At 45.1% G+C, this 16280-nt stretch carries 7 protein-coding genes; all 7 read right to left on the minus strand.

Annotated features, from left to right (window positions below; translation table 11 throughout):
• Positions 1-52 precede the first annotated feature (52 nt).
• Positions 53-985, minus strand: coding sequence for a dihydrodipicolinate synthase family protein (locus SNE26_RS15645; RefSeq protein WP_321554875.1), 933 nt, complete (start codon positions 983-985; stop codon positions 53-55).
• Between the two features lie 12 nt (positions 986-997).
• Entirely contained in the window at positions 998-2554 is a 1557-nt protein-coding gene (locus SNE26_RS15650) for a sodium:solute symporter (protein ID WP_321554876.1), read from the minus strand.
• A 383-nt stretch (positions 2555-2937) separates the two neighbouring features.
• A complete protein-coding gene (gene galB / locus SNE26_RS15655; protein ID WP_321554877.1) occupies positions 2938-5334 on the minus strand; it encodes a beta-galactosidase GalB in 2397 nt (798 codons plus the stop codon).
• The gene (locus tag SNE26_RS15660; protein WP_321554878.1) at positions 5331-6458 is read right to left on the minus strand and encodes a glycosylase; all 1128 of its coding nucleotides are present in this window, start codon (positions 6456-6458) and stop codon (positions 5331-5333) included. Before SNE26_RS15660 ends, galB begins: the two co-directional genes overlap by 4 nt.
• Positions 6459-6773: 315 nt before the next feature.
• The gene (locus SNE26_RS15665) at positions 6774-9536 is read right to left on the minus strand and encodes a family 78 glycoside hydrolase catalytic domain (protein ID WP_321554879.1); all 2763 of its coding nucleotides are present in this window, start codon (positions 9534-9536) and stop codon (positions 6774-6776) included.
• A 9-nt stretch (positions 9537-9545) separates the two neighbouring features.
• The gene (locus SNE26_RS15670; RefSeq protein WP_321554880.1) at positions 9546-13082 is read right to left on the minus strand and encodes a malectin domain-containing carbohydrate-binding protein; all 3537 of its coding nucleotides are present in this window, start codon (positions 13080-13082) and stop codon (positions 9546-9548) included.
• A 387-nt stretch (positions 13083-13469) separates the two neighbouring features.
• On the minus strand, positions 13470-16280 hold the full coding sequence (locus tag SNE26_RS15675; RefSeq protein ID WP_321554881.1) for a glycoside hydrolase N-terminal domain-containing protein: 2811 nt from the start codon (positions 16278-16280) through the stop codon (positions 13470-13472).

The following is a 16280-nucleotide window of genomic DNA, read 5'->3' on the forward strand; positions in this document are numbered from 1 at the left end:
AAAACCAACGGCAATGAATATCTCTTTTACAGCCTTTACTTTCAACTTAACACTAATAATTCCCGATACCTATTTCGCTTTGCAGTATCGTATAATTGCTGTACAGATCTTCTATTTTATTGCGGATGGCCGGCGAAAAATAGCCAACGTCGCGGCGGGTAGTGGTTGATATTTCCAGGCCGCGTTTGGTAAGATAATATTTTGCAATAACCGGGTAAACATTGTGCATGACATCCATGTTTTCGGTTAAAAATTCCTGTACCATTGCAACCTCATGCTGGCGCGATGCATCGGCATAATGATCACATAACCAAACAATAAGCTCCGGAAAAAAATTTCCCTGAATACATGACAATCCCGCCGAGCCTGCTTTTAGTGATTCAACCGCGTGAACCATGTAAGCATCATATAAACCAAACGAAGGATTGATCTTGCTTACTTCCAGTTTTTGTTTTACCACATCCAGGTTAAGGCAGGTATCTTTATGATATATTACCCTGCCGGTTGCCGCAAAATGATGCAGTTGCAGTGGCGACAATAGCCTTTTGTATGGTACGGGGCATTCGTAAAAGCCCAAAGGGATATTTTCAGTATGATTGAACAGGTCAAATACACGGTCATTTAACATAGTATCCGGCTCATCAGCATCAGCCAGCAAACTGGTAATGGCAATTACCGCCGAAGTGCCGGTATCATACACACTTTTTATAAAATCAGCTTGCTTTTCAATCGGCCCGCCAAAGGTACCGGTAGCAACAACAGGAACAGCGCTATCAACAGTTTCAACAACGTGTTTGATAATGGCCAAACGCTCTTCGCCACTTAGTTCAAACATTTCGCTCGAAAGGCAATTGGCAAATACACCGGCAGCTCCCGCATGCAAATACATTTCGGTTAAGCGGGTTAGCGCTGCATAATCAACCGCACCGTTATCTTTAAAAGGCGTCAACATTACCGGGATAAAACCCTTTTTTGATTGTTCCATTTGATGATTAAATTAAACTGTTAACTGCCTTGTTTTGGTTAAAAATATTCCTGTTAAAAAAATAGCTAATGTGCCTGCCACAATGATCATGTTGGTGTTCAGCGTACTGCGAAGGGCAGCGTATTGTTCAGGAATGAGTGATGGAAAGGTAAGCCAAAGGATTACCAAAACACCGATAATACTGGCGATGATAGCCTCATGATTACGGGTTTGCCTGCTGATAATCCCCAGCAAAAACAAACCAAGCATACCCGCTGCAAAAATTCCCGAAAGCTGCCACCACAGATCAAGGATACTTTTTACCCCTATCATGGCTATCCCGGCTGCCATACCTGCAAACCCAAAGAGCACGGTGCCGATGTGCAAAGCATTTAACGTATTTTTATCATTGAGTTGCGGCTTAAAGTAGCGTTTGTAAATATCGATGGTAAAAACGGTAGCTGAGGAGTTCATCCCAGAGCTGATAGTGCTCATGGCTGCCGATAAAATTGCTGCCACAATAATGCCAACCAGGCCTGCAGGGATTTTGGTAACCATAAAATGCGGCATGATTTTGTCGCCGTAATCGGCAGGTGTAAGTTTACCCATAAACGCTGTAACCTGGGTGGCCGAGGCCGTTGCAGGCAGGCGCTCAATAGCTACCTGGTGTTTAAGGCTTAAGATCAAATCGGGGTGCTGGCTGTAGTATGCGTATAAGCATGAACCAATTACAAAAAACAGGAAAGAAGCCGGTACATAAATACCAACGCAAAGCCATACCGATTTGGCAGCTTGTTTGGTAGATGTAGCTGCGTGATAACGCTGAATATAATTTTGATCCATCCCAAAATTGTTGAGGTTGATAAAGAACCCGTAAAACAGGATCACCCAAAATGTTGGTTCGGTAAGGTTCAATGAAAAACTGCCCAGGCTGAATTTGTGATCGGCTTTACCAATTTCTACGATCTTATCAAAGCCGCCGGGGATGTTATTTACCACCAGGTAAATGATGAGCAGGGCTCCTAAAGTTTTGATGATGGCCTGCACCACCTCTGTCCAGATCACGGCTTTGATCCCGCCGGATACCGTATACAAGATAATGGAAATCCCCATAATGATCATGATCACCTTCATAGAGAGACCGGTAAGTGCCTGAAGGCTCAGTGCTATGCCAAAAAACACAGAACCCATGCGGGCAATCTGCGTAAGCAAAAAGCAGATAACCGCATAAACCCTTGCCCAGGGGCCAAAGCGTTTTTCAAAGTGTGTATAAGCCGATATGTTGCCGGTATTACGGTAAAATGGTATAAAATACTTAACCGCTACCCAGGCGGCAAATGGCATGGAGAAGCTAAATACAAAAGCATTCCAGTTGCCGCCATAAGCTTTGCCGGGCACACCCAAAAATGTATTACTGCTTAAAAAAGTGGCATAAATGGATAAACCGATGGCCCAGCCCGGTATTAAACCAGATGCAACGGTAAACTGCTCGGCATTTTTATTTTTACGCGAAAAATAAAAACCAACCAGCACCATGGCTATAAGGTAAATACCTATAATGGTAAAATCTAACACGGGCAACACTTTCATGCGTTAATCGGGTGGTACGGTAAAAATTAGTATTATGGTTTAAAATTGTATAACAAATGTAACGTACTGCTGCTGGCCTTTACTGTAATATTTTCGCTTGCTATTGTAGGATATTAGCATCAACGGAATAAAAACGCCGCCTCTCGCAGGAGTCGATTGATGTTAGAACGCCGCCGCTCGGCTCCAGCCGAGCGGCGGCTAGAAAATGACAAGCCGTATAGTTGACTCACCCGGTCTACGCTACGTTGGACCGCCCTCTCTATCCTTCGGATAAAGAGGGTAAGAAAGAAAAATAAATTAAAATCCCCTCTTTACGCTTGGGTAGAGAGGGGTGACGAGCGCAGCGATGTCGGGGTGAGTCGATATGCGCCATGGTTTCACGCTCAACGCTTACCTTCAATAATTAACCGGGCTGATTGTAAACCATCTGCCATGGCAGTTATCGTAATCTCGCCCCCAACAGCTTTAGATTGAATAATAGCCAACCCCAAACCATTAAACAAATGACGCTGATCGGATACAAACGGATCCAGATCCGTTTGTGAACCGTTATCCACGCCCTTCAGTATCCCTTGTCCGCTTACTTTAAATTTCACCAATTGATTGGCATTTGGCACCGGGACATCATTTTTATCTAAAACAGATACGGTAATGTATGACAGGTCTTTACCATCGGCTTTAATTTTATCCCGATCTGCCTTTAACTGTATTTTATAAGGCTCTCCCGCTGTAACAACCCGGGTAGTCATAACCACTTTGCCATTACGGCGCGATACGGCCTTTAATACTCCCGGCTCGTAATTAACGCGCCACACCACGTGCAGGTCGTCGCCTGTTTTCTTTCTTATGCCTATCGATTTGCCGTTTAAAAAGGCTTCCACCTCATCGGCATTGTTATAATAAGCCCAAACATCAATCAGTTGTCCGGGTTTCCAGTTCCAGTGCGGTAAGAGGTGCAAAACGGGTTTGTTAGTCCACTCGCTTTGGTACATGTAATAAACATCTTTAGGGAAACCGGCCAGATCAACAATGCCAAAATACGAGCTGCGCGCAGGCCACAGGTATGGGGTTGGTTCGCCGATGTAATCAAAGCCTGTCCACACAAACAGGCCCGAAAGGAAATCATGCTTTTTGATAATTTTCCAGGTTTCCTCATGTGTAGAGCCCCAATAGGCTGATACATTATCATAGGCTGATACTGTAAAATCAGCATTACCGTCTTTCAAGGGCGTTTTGCCATCCTTAGGCCAGCGCCTGATACTATCCGAGGGCATATCATAATGCCCCCGAGTCGCCAGGGCCGACATGTTTTCGGTGCCGATAAATTTTTGGCCGGGGTAGTTTTTCTGAAAATCAGCATATACTTCCTGGTGATAATTTAAACCCACCAAATCAAGCGCACCCGATTGGTAAATGAAATTCTTTTTAGGGTCGGCATCGCTCAGGGCTGATGTAACTGGTCGCGTATTATCCAGTTGCTTTACTATTTTCACCAGCTCGCGACCGATGCTTACGCCCGTGCTGTCAAATTGTTCCCTGATCTCGTTGCCAATGCTCCAGGCAAAAATGGATGGGTGGTTGCGGTCGCGCAAAATTTGGTCTTTCAGGTCTTTCACATGCCACTCGCCCCAATCCTCATGGTAATCGTGTTTGCTCTTTTTCTTCTTCCACATATCAAAGGCTTCATCCATCACCAGGAAACCCATTTTATCGCACAGATCGAGCAGTTCGGGTGCGGGCGGATTGTGCGATGTACGGATGGCATTGCAGCCCATATCCTTCAAGATCTGCAATTGCCGCTCAATGGCACGTGTATTAACAGCAGTACCCAAAGCGCCCTGATCATGGTGCAGGCATACGCCGAGTATCTTCATCGGCTCGCCATTTAAGCTAAAGCCTTTATCTGCATCGAAGTTGAAATAACGGATGCCAGTGTTGGTGGTATAATCATCAATCACCTTACCGGCAGCTATCAATTGCAGCTTTACCTTGTACAGGTAAGGCCTACCTATCGACCATAACTCAGGATTTTTTATTTGGATACTTTGCTGAATTACTGTATCCGTTATAGACGATATGCTCATACCTACAACTCCCCCTTTATCATCCAAAACCGAGACCTTAAGTTTCATTTTTGAGGCACCAGCAGGTAATAACGTACGGATATTGATCTCTGCTTTTTGATGATCAACCTGCGGCGTAGTTATAAATGACGACCATTGCGGCAAATGGATTTTATTGGTAGTGGTTAACCAAACATTGCGGTAAATGCCCGACCCGGTGTACCAGCGCGAATTAGGCTGATCGCTGTTATCAACCTTAACGGCAATGATATTTTGTTGTGTGCCAAATTTGAGATAACGAGTAAGATCATACCTGAACGAGATATAGCCATTAGGCCGCTTGCCTAAATAATGTCCGTTGATCCAGACTTCGCTGTTATGAAAAACGCCGTCGAAATCAATAAAGATTTTCTTGCTTTTTGCTGATGTTGGGATTATAAAGCTTTTGCGATACCAACCGATACCGGCAGGCAGCCCACCTTCAGCCTGCGTAGTAGGGTTTTTACTGTCGAATTTCCCTTCGATACTCCAATCATGCGGCAGATCAAGCTTTCGCCAATGGCTATCATTATATTTTACTGCGTTAGCAACCGAATCGTCACCCAAAAAAAACTTCCAGCCAGTGTTAAAACTCTCTGTTTTATGTACGTTTTGGGCAGATACAGCATTGACCGCAAAAAACACTAAACACAGTGTATATAGATATCGGAACCTCATTTATTTTGATTTGCTTTTTTCTTAACAGGCGGCGCAACAAAGTTGAGATCGCTTTTACCCAGATCTTTTGAAACAGCCACCGCTATACCGCGCTGATCGGCTTTGTTTACGGCGCAATAAAAATGATAAACCACACCCTTGTACTTCACCACGCACGATTTATGGGCGAACATATTATCATAAGGCTCGGACGATTGGATGAGTTTCTCCCCTGTCCAATCTGTCCAGTGTACCAGGTCATAAGAGCAGGCAAAGCGGTTAAATACACCCGAATCGCCGGTTTTCCAGAAAGCACCGAAATAGAACATCACATATACGTTACCTATTTGCTGGATGTATGGATCGCCGGTAATGCCGTCGCCATGGTTCAATACAGGATCTTTGCCAAAACGCTTCCAGTACAGCATATCATCAGATACGGCCATGCCAATCCTTTCGGCACCGCGTTTTTTGTTTACGCTGTCGCCATTGGCATTGTAATACATGATGAACGGGTGACCGGTAAGCTTCTTTTTATCCCAAATTACCGTTTGTTTGTATTGCGTGTGATTATCCCACCAGCTTACATCTTTATCAATGCTTGACAGTACAGGATGATCCAGCCCCTGCCACTCGTGTGCGGTACCCGGATCTTTATCGGTTGAAGCCACACTTATGGATAACAAACCTTTCTCATACCCTTTGCTCTGTCCACCAAAATACGATAGCCAATACTTACGGTTATATTGCTGCAATTTGTAGGAACCGCCCCATTTATAGTCCTGCAAGCCTACATAACCGGCCTTTTGATTATTGTCCCATTTTGTAGTATCGTCAGAGAAAGAGAGGATGCGGCCGCGGGTTTTCCAATGCAGCAGGTCCTTACTATCAGCCAGCCAGGTTTCATAACCTCTGCCATTAAAAATGATGTAACTCATATACCAGCTGTCACCCTGCCGAAAAACCATGGGGCAGTCAGCTTTTTGACTATTATCTTCGGGCGCTATCACCAGGCCATATTTGTGGGGCGTTTTAACCTGCTCGTAAATATCCTTCATCACCTTTTCGGGTACTTCCTGGGCCTGTGCCTTTAGTATTAAAAAAAAGCAAACAAGAAATGTAAATGATCTGAAAATGTGTTTCATGGTTTGTTTATATAAAGTCCATTAATAAATCCACATATTAAGCTATTATAAAACTGAAAACCAATCCATTAGATTTCAGGAAAATCGCTTTTAAAATCTGTAGTAAACAGGAGGCACCTACGGAGCCAATTCTCTTTGATTTTCATTTCTACAAACATGTTACTCCTACAGAGTTTAAAAAAGTGTATGGTTATAACTCCGTAGGAGTAACATGTTTATAGCAAAACAAGACATATGTTTTGGCTCCGTAGGCGCCTCCTGTTTAAAAGCGATTTTCCTGTTTCAGCTTTATGCCTTTAGCTTTTATATAATATTTTATTTTACGATAAATGTGTAGTTGCCTGATCCTGTCTTGATTTCTGCTTTTCCATCGCGATAACCGATAAACCTGATATCGCTTCGGGCTTTAATATTTTGCCCGTCTACCATAATAGCAGCATTCCTTTTTACAGGCAGAAAAATGCTTGCCGTGGTATTTGCAGGGATGCTCACCTCCAATTTAAATTGTCCCTGATCTTTTTTCCAACTGCTCGAAATATTGCCATAAGGCGATTGGTAATTGGCCTTAGCCCAGGTTACATTACCCACGATTTCGGGCCTGATCTCGATTTTATTAAAAGCGATGGCATCATCCGCCGGGCGGATCCCTGCCAGGCCGCTGTAAAACCACTCCATCAGGTGCCCCAACATAAAATGGTTATTAGATACCGACGGCAGCGCCGCCCATGATTCGGTTAAAGCCGTTGCACCGTGGGCCAACTGGTAACCATAACCCGGTACATCGGCGCGACTGTTCATATCGTAGATCACGTCCGAAAGTCCTTCATCATCCAGCACACGCAACAGATAGCGATAACCAATATCACCTGCTGTAAGGGCATTGCCACGGGCACGAATATCTTTTACAATATTGTTAACTACGGCTGTTTTATATTGCGGCTCAACCAAACCGGCATAAACCGACATGGCATTAGCTGCCTGGCTGCCCGTACCATATTGCCTGGTTTCGGCATTAAAAAATTTTTGATTGTATGCCTGTTTAACTTCGGCAGCGAGCTTTTTGTATGATGCAGCATCGTCGCTTTTGCCAAGCAGGGTTGCTACTTTTCCGGCTATATCGAGGTCATAATAGTACAGCGAAGTTGCTGTGATACCCTGTGGCGTTAACTGCGAAACACCGGGTGGTTTGGGGCCGAGGTCATACCAATCGCCCAGGCCCTGGTAAAGTAAATGGTTTTGTGATTTTTTATCGAGATAGGCCAAGTACCGTTTGATCATATCATAATTTTGCGCAAGCACCTCTTTATCGCCATACCATTGGTAAACATACCATGGCAGGATCACCGCGTTGCTCCCCCATTCGGGCGAATCGCGGAATGGCTCATCAAACTTTACATACTCGGGCGAGATCTCGGGGATCAGTCCATCATCGGTTTGAGAAATTCGCATATCATTAATACACTTACGCGCCAGGCCCACTATATCATAATTGTAATGCAATGAACTGCCAACCAAATGCGCTTCTTCCAGCCAGCCCAGTTTTTCGCGGTGAGGGCAATCGGTAAACACACTGGCCATATTGCTTTTCATAGCCCAGTCTATCAGTTTAAAAGTTTTGTTAAACAGTTCATTTGAGCAGGCGAAACTGCCCACAGTTTGGGCGGCATTGCGGGTGTGCAGCCCTTTGATCTCAACAATAACCGGCAGTTGCTTGCTGTTCGTTTCATTTTGAGGCACAGCACCCTGCACCTGCAAATACCTGAAACCGTAATAGGTAAACAGCGGATGCCAGGTTTCAACACCATTGCCTTTTAAAATGTAGTTATAATAATGTGGCCCGCCCGAACCTTTTTGATTAGCACTGCCATCCTCGTTCAGCAATTCGGCAGGAATAATGCGTACGGTATCTCCCTTTTTGCCTTGCACACTAATGTGCGGGATCCCTGAAAAGTTTTGACCCAAATCATAGATCCATGCGCCGTTATCGAGCTGCTTTTTGCTTTGTGGTTTCAGCTCCTGCATAATTTTTAAAGGCTCAGCCATTTGCGCGTTAAGCTGCTGAATACCATCTACCTTAACCACACTTCGCCATTTTGAATCATCAAAGTTGTTGGTATTCCATCCCACATGTTCAAGATTGGCATTATAATCCTCGCCCCCATAAATGCTGCTGAAAGTAACCGGCGAAGGCGCGGTTTTCCATGAACCATCGCTCACCACGTTATCCACCCGGCCATTATCATACTCCAACACCAAACGGCAAATCATTTTAGGATAACCAAAAGCGCCGGTAAGCTTGCGGTAACGCTTATCCCGGGGGATGTAATAAAACCCGTTGCCCAGCATTACACCGATGGTATTTTTACCGGCGATGAGTTGACTGGTCACATCAAAAGGTACATACAAAGCCTGTTTATCATATTTTGTCCACCCGGGATCAAGGAAATGATCGCCTACTTTTTTACCATTCAGGCTCAATTCAAAATGGCCCAATCCGCATATATAAAGTGTAGCCTTCTTCAGCTTGCCATCTACATCAAAGGCCTTGCGTATTAAAGGCAAAACATCATTGGCTGCACCTAATTTCTTAGGACCTTTGCCATGATAAAAGGGAACGATCGCCGATGAATCGGGCAGTTTATCGCAGGCAATCCATTCAGCACCATGCCAGTCGGCTTTTATAAGCAATCCCATTTGCCAGCTGGCGATATTGCTCCATGCCGATGCTTTGCCGTGATTATCCCAAACCATCACTTTCCAATAATAGTTTTTGGCGGCCTGCATGGGCTTGCCATTACAAGAAACCTGTAGCGATGCGCTGGATGGTACTTTTCCCGAATCCCATACATCAGCATTATTATTAGCCAGTTTAGCCGCATCATCGGCAACCAAAACGCGGTAAGCAGTTTGCATTACACCATGGGCATTGTTTTGCAACTGCCAGCCCAATTTTGGCGCTAACGATTCGATACCCTGCGGATTTGTTTTGTACTCGCATTGCAGGTTAAGCACTTTCAGGCTTTGAGCAAAAGCGCCAAAAGGCAGTAAGCAAAACAACAGGCAGATCCTTTTTATCATGTTAATATTTTATTGCATTTCAATCCCCGAAACAGCCAAACCATCAGCTTTAATGCCCGTGATTACCAGCTTATAATTACCCGCGTTGATACTTGTGCCCGTATTGGTTGCAACCGTGCCCGACTTATTTTTGGCAACCGGTTTAAAACTCAGTTCTTCCTCCTTCATCACCGTACCATCGGCAGCCAGTAACTGCATTTTCGCCGTAAAAGTTTCGTTGCTTTGGTTATAATATTTGATGCGCAGAGCATACAGATCCGCAACACCCGGTGTTAACGCAAATGCTATGCTACCGCCTGCCCCGCTGCTAAATTTAATTACTTTTTTCCCGTTTAAGGTGTCGGGCTTTAACCCGTCGCCCTTTATTTCGGCCGTCTCCGCTTTATAGCTTACGGTTTTACGAAGATCCGTTGCAGGTTGCAGCGAAGTAACCGGCAGTACAACCACGGTGTACATGAATTTCCCTTTGTTTACGCCTAACGTGACTACATCTGCCTTTTTGAAACGCTTCCTGTAAACAGGGAGCTGATATCCACCTTCGGCATCCGTTTTTACAAATAAGCCAGTGTTTTCGTAGCCAGCAACCCAAGCTGGTCGTTGCAAGGCGGGTACATCCATAGCAACATAAACATCGGCATCGGCATTTAAAGTGAATAGACAAGCCCCCTCTAAATCTCCCCCGGTAGGGGAGACTTTTAAAGCCCTCCCTTCCGGGGAGGGTTGGGTGGGGCCTATAGCTGTGCTTATCCAATCTGCGCCATAAAATATTGGCGGCAGATCATTGAAAGTTACACCCGCGTCCGTATATTGTTTTTGGCCGATGTCCATCCAGTTTTTTATAGCCCATTTGTTATTGCCCTGCAACTGCCCAATTATTCCTTTGCCCACTGGTTGTGGCTTCGTAGCTTTATTTAAAGTACTGATAGCAATAGCAGATATGATCGCTTCGCCTGCCGCTGCATTTGGAAAAGTTATGGAGAGTGTTCCGCCTGTAACATGCGCGGTAATTGTTTTTTTGAGCGATTGTGCATATCCCGATTCTTTCCAGATATCCAGATTGCGGATCATGGTTTTACCGTTTACTGCTACATCAAACAAACGCCAGCACGAGCAATCCATCCCGCCACCCGTGCCATACCAGGGTTCGGTAAAATATAGCTCGACACGGTAATCACCATCCGGCACCGGGAAATTGAATTTCAATTTATCCAAGCCATATCTGAAAGTCTGGAATAAGGCACCATCGGCAGTATTATCAATTCTGTCAAAAGTGCGTTGCTGACTGGCAAAAAATGAGGGCATGCCGGGGAAATCATCCGTCCATGATACGGAGCCGGGTTGTTGTTTATTGTCCTGGTGCCTGTCGGCCGTCCATTTGCTGCCGAAGCTATCGGTGTAATCAGGGCCGCCGCAGTTGAGCCTGTACAGGTAGTTATAGCCGGATGCCGGTTTCAGGATATTAGAATTTTCCTTTGGTAGATGAGGAGCTGCAGGCAGATGACTCAACATGATCTCGTCATGCGTTACAGGTTTGCCATTTACATATCCTACAGCATATAAAACATTGTATTTAATATCCGCGCCATCCCATTGAAAGTGCGTGCCGATACCCTGCCGTTTTCTTTTACCTAACGATTCGTGGTTAAAATCGTTAAAAAGCTCCACCTCGTCGCAATTAGAGTAAACAATAATACTATCCTTTTTGCCCGGAGCCAACCAGCGGTTTGGCCAGGTGTGCGATACGATGTAAACCATTGGCTCCTTCCCCTTTGGCGCATAATTGGCCCTGTACATGTAAAAAGCATCGGTTGGTTGCCCCCAGGGCGTAAACAAGCCTTTATAATTGACAGGACCTACCCTGTCGAGCTCCCGCTGACCTTCGCCTCCCTGTGTCCGGCCCGGATTTTCATGTGAGTATAAGAGCCATTGAAAATGCCCGGCGACCTGATCTTTTACAGACTCTGCCAGTCGCACTTTAGTTTCCATCAACTGGGTCATGCGGTCTTCACTCAGCGGGCCGTTTGCATTGAAAGGCCCTTCGGTGTGCAGGCCCAGGCTTCGCCATGCACCATACTCGCCTACTAAGATTTGCTTTTTCAGGTCCTCGCCGTAAGTAAGCGGGTTACCGCCATAAGTGCCTGTCCAGTTTTGGGGCACATCCCAATCAGTGCCTTCGCCGCCATTACAGGTTGTTATTTTGCGTTGCGATGAGGATGTAGGGTCAAGCTTACGAATGATATCGCTGCATTCCCGCGCAAAATCGGCAGGCAGTTTACTTTCGTTCTGTAAGCCCCATAATATCACAGAGGGACTATTGCGACGCTCCTTTACCCAATCAACCAGTAAAGCTTTGTAGTTAACCCTGAACTCCGGCGAATCATACCAAATATGTGCCGAATACTGCGGCCACCATAAAATCCCCAGCTTATCCCAATACTGTTGATAAGCGAGGTTATGAGGCTGGTGCGCATCCCTGAAAGCATTAAAACCGGCAGCTTTTACCTGCATCACGCGTGCTTTAATTTCCTGGCTGCTAAAAGCATGGCTTTTCCCCATTAGGTGCTCATATTCGGCAATGCCATTGATAAAAACAGGTTTCCCGTTGAGGTAAAAACGATTGTCGTTATTATTCCTGCCGATGGGCCAGCTGATCCAGCGGATGCCATATGGTGTTTGAATTTTATCAATAAGCTTTCCATCAACCCAAACCTCTGTTGTTACCTGATATAAGTAAGGTTTTTCCAACGACCATAGATGCACGTTTTTAACATCGGCAAATTGTTGGTTTACAACGTTAACCTCACCGATTTTTAGGGTTTTATTTATTTTTGCTTGCGCGATAATTTTGCCGCCTGCATCAACCAGGCTGCTTGTTATGGTTATTGCAGATGGCTTGCTGCTGTAGTTTTTAATTTCTGTTTCGAGATTAAGTGTGGCTGATTTTTCGCGAACAGTGGTATCATTCCAGATGTGCACACCAAAAGGCTCAATCCTAACGGCGTTAGTAACCACCAAATGAACCGGCCTGAAAATCCCCATAGGCTGTGAGCCTTCCGAAAAACCCGGATCATCCGAGCAGGCACCGCAAACCCAGGGCAGATCTTTAATAAACGAAGGATGATCTGCCTTAATACATAACAGGTTTTGTTTGCCTGCTTTAATAGCATCTGTTACATCAATTGTAAAAGATGTGCGGCCCCCTGCATGATAGCCAACCTGTTTATTGTTAAGCCAAACCGTGGCATAAGAGCCAACGCCTTCGAACCACAGGAAATACCGTTTATCACTTTGTTTGTTTTCAAGCCTGAATGTTTTGCGATACCAGGCTGTGCCGTGCCTGTTGCCATGTTTAAGGCGGCGATAGCCTTCATAGGTATCCCAATTGTGAGGTATGTTTACCGTTTGCCATTTAGCATCGTTAAAACCAGCTTGTTCAAAACCAGCATTAGCTTTTGGATTGTTATCATTAGCAATGCTTTTCCAGTTGTTACTTAATAAAATATCATTACGCTGTGCAAAAAGGTAACTATTGGAAAAAAAGAGCAACAGCAGTAGAGAGGCGATCGGCTTAAAAAAAGGGAAACACACCTCTCTCCTCTTCCCCGGATCTACTGATTGTAAACATCTTTTAAAATGAAAACCAAATGTCATTTCGAACCCTTTGTGGAGGGATATAGAGGAGGCAAGGGTGAGAAATCTTATACGACATGCATTATTCGCCCTGCTTAAAACTGCTCGTATAGGATTTCTCCTCAACCCATATCGCGCAACTCCGCCTGCAGTTTCGTCGAAATGACAATTTATTTTATTGATTATCAAAACGCCTAAAGATGTGCGTACACAGTAACGCTCAAAAGGAGAATCGCATAGTCCCAAAACGCATTGTTCTTTTCCTGCGATCTCGCTGCGATATTTTTGCGTTTCGCCCATTTTTTACAATTGTTTCAGATCAGCATCAAAGCGGTAGCTTTTACCTTTTTGCGTTTCGATGTTTATTGTTTTACCGGCATAGTTTAAACGGCATGTTTTTCCAAGTTTTGAAATAATCTGCACATTTTTCAGCTTGCCGTTTTGCCAATCCATATCCAATACAAAACCGCCTCTGGCGCAAATACCTTTTACACTTCCCTGCGGCAGGGCCGATGGTAAAGCAGGTAACAGCTCAATATCATCACCCTGGCTTTGCAACAGCATTTCGGCCAAACCGGCCGCACCGCCAAAATTCCCATCTATCTGGAACGGCGGGTGCGCATCAAATAAATTATGGTAAACGCCCCCTTTCTCTTTGCCGGAAGTAACATCAGCAGGTGACAGCAGTTTGGTCAACATCAAATAAGCATGATCACCCTGGCGCATTCGCGCCCAGATATTTACCTTCCAGGCAATGCTCCAGCCGGTACCTTCATCGCCACGATATTTCATGGATTTTTCGGCGGCGTTCAACAGTTCCGGAGTTTTGAAAGTGATATCCGTTCCGGGATAAACGCCCCACATGTGCGAAACATGCCTGTGGGTATCTGTAGTATCGTCCTTATCTTCCAGCCATTCCTGCAGCTGGCCGGATTTGCCGATTTTATTCGGCGCTATCTGACTGTATTTCAACTTAAGCGTATCGGCAAAACTTTTATCAATATTGAGCACTTTGGCTGCTTCAATACAGTTTTTAAACAGATCGCGGATGATCTGATGATCCATGGTTGGCCCGGCAACCAAGCCGCCATGCTCAGGCGAGTTGGATGGTGTGCTGATTAGGTAGCCTGTTTTAGGGTCTTTCACCAAAAAGTGCACAAAGAACCCGGCCGCTCCCTTCATTTCGGGGTAAGCTCGTTTTTGCAGAAAATCCTTGTCGCCGGTGTACAAATAATGTTCCCATAACTGATGACATATCCAGGCTGCTCCACTCATCCAAATGCCATGATTGGAAGCGTTGACAGGTGCTGCCCCACGCCACAGATCCGTATTATGATGCAATACCCAGCCGGGAGCACCATAGTGCTCAACCGCGGTTTCACGACCGGTTTTGGCAAGGTCATCAACAATGCTAAAAAACGGCTGGCTGCAGGCCGATAAATTAAGTACCTCGGCAGGCCAGTAATTCATTTCGAGGTTGATATTAGTGGTAAACTTACTGCCCCATGGAGGTGTTAACAGGTTATTCCACAAACCCTGCAAATTAGCCGGACCATTGCCCGGCCGGGATGAGGAGATCAGCAAATAACGGCCATACTGCACGTACAAACTGATAAAAGAAGGATCGGCTGACTGGCCAAATTTCAGGATCCGCTCATCTGTAGGCAGATCGGCATTTTCGCTCCGACCCAGATCAACAGAAAACGTATTGAAATATTTTTGATAATCTTTAATATGAGCAGCTTTAATAGCGGCATAACTTTTCTGCGTTATAGCGGCAATTTGAGCCTTACAGATAGCCTCAGGATTACCCGAAACATCATGATAATTTTTAAAATTAGTTGCTGCAGTAAGATAAAATGTAGCTTCGTTAGCACCCGTAACCGATATATTTTTTGAATCGACCAGGACCTCGCCGCCCGTAGCCTCTACATGCAGATAGCTTAGGCCACGCAAAACTCCATCTTTTACTTTTAATGAAAGCGCGAGTGTTCGGTCATCAATTTTACGGGTGACATATTTTTTATGCAAACTGCTCAATAAAGCCTTCAGCGTAATTTTACCGGACTTATCGGCAGTTAAATGAACCGCCATCACCTGGTCGGGTGCACTGCTGAAATATTCGCGGGAGTAGGTAACGCCATCAGCTTTATAACTCACGTGAGCGGTGGCATTTGTTATATCAAGATCGCGTTTATAGTCCGTTACTTCCTGTTTAGGAAATTGCAGGTACAGATCGGCAAAGGGCTGGTAATCGGCATTATAGCGGGGATATGCCGGTGGGTTATCATCCTGCACCCAATATTTCCATTTCCCTGCAAGACTGATCGCGTCACTTTCGCTTCCTTCAGGGTAAACCGATAAAGTTTTAGCATTACTTGTTAACCCGCCTTTGTCATAAAAGTTGATCACCTGTACTGCGAGCCTGTTCTCGCCTATATGAATTTTATTTGCTGGAATAATATATTTCCTGTAACCATTACCTGACGTTGTGCCTATGAAATCTCCGTTTAACCAGGTCCGGTCTATATCGCGTACCCTGCCTAAACTTATCACTATATTTTTTCCTTTCCAACCGGCCGGAACGTTAAAACGCTTAATGAACCAAACTACACCATCCAAACCTTCAAATTGAGGTGTGGTTTCCCAGCCTTGTTCTGTAGGTAAATTAATGGTTTTGAGAGCATCATCATGAAATAGTTCATCCTGTGGTAAATGATACGAGCTCATCATAGAAAACCACTTTGCCGAATCAACCGCATAAGTAGCTTCATTACTCTTCATGCCCATGAAATGCTGCTGTGCCATGGCCTCAGCTTCGGCCTGTTTACCTTCGGCAAGGAGCTTACGGATAGGCTCCAGATATTTCACCGCACCTTTACGGTTATAGTCGCGCGGGCCGCCTGTCCATAGGCTTTGTTCGTTATATTGGATATGGTCATCGGTAACACCGCCGTAAATCATGCCCCCTATCCGGCCGTTGCCTATGGGTAAGGCATCCGTCCATTTTTGGGCGGGCTGTTTGTACCAAAGCTTCAAGGGCTGCGACTGGGCAAAGGCCTGTGCAACCCCAAGCATGAATATCGCAATACATAAACTTTTTCTGCCTTTCAT

This window comes from Mucilaginibacter sp. cycad4 (assembly GCF_034263275.1).
In the GTDB taxonomy this organism is placed as follows: Bacteria; Bacteroidota; Bacteroidia; order Sphingobacteriales; family Sphingobacteriaceae; genus Mucilaginibacter.

Excerpts from the sequence above, each read along its gene's own strand:
- SNE26_RS15660 (WP_321554878.1), bottom strand. The coding sequence starts at position 6,458 with ATGAAACACATTTTCAGATCATTTACATTTCTTGTTTGCTTTTTTTTA.
- SNE26_RS15665 (WP_321554879.1), bottom strand. The coding sequence starts at position 9,536 with ATGATAAAAAGGATCTGCCTGTTGTTTTGCTTACTGCCTTTTGGCGCT.
- galB (WP_321554877.1), bottom strand. The coding sequence starts at position 5,334 with ATGAGGTTCCGATATCTATATACACTGTGTTTAGTGTTTTTTGCGGTC.
- SNE26_RS15650 (WP_321554876.1), bottom strand. The coding sequence starts at position 2,554 with ATGAAAGTGTTGCCCGTGTTAGATTTTACCATTATAGGTATTTACCTT.
- SNE26_RS15645 (WP_321554875.1), bottom strand. The coding sequence starts at position 985 with ATGGAACAATCAAAAAAGGGTTTTATCCCGGTAATGTTGACGCCTTTT.
- SNE26_RS15675 (WP_321554881.1), bottom strand. The coding sequence starts at position 16,280 with ATGAAAGGCAGAAAAAGTTTATGTATTGCGATATTCATGCTTGGGGTT.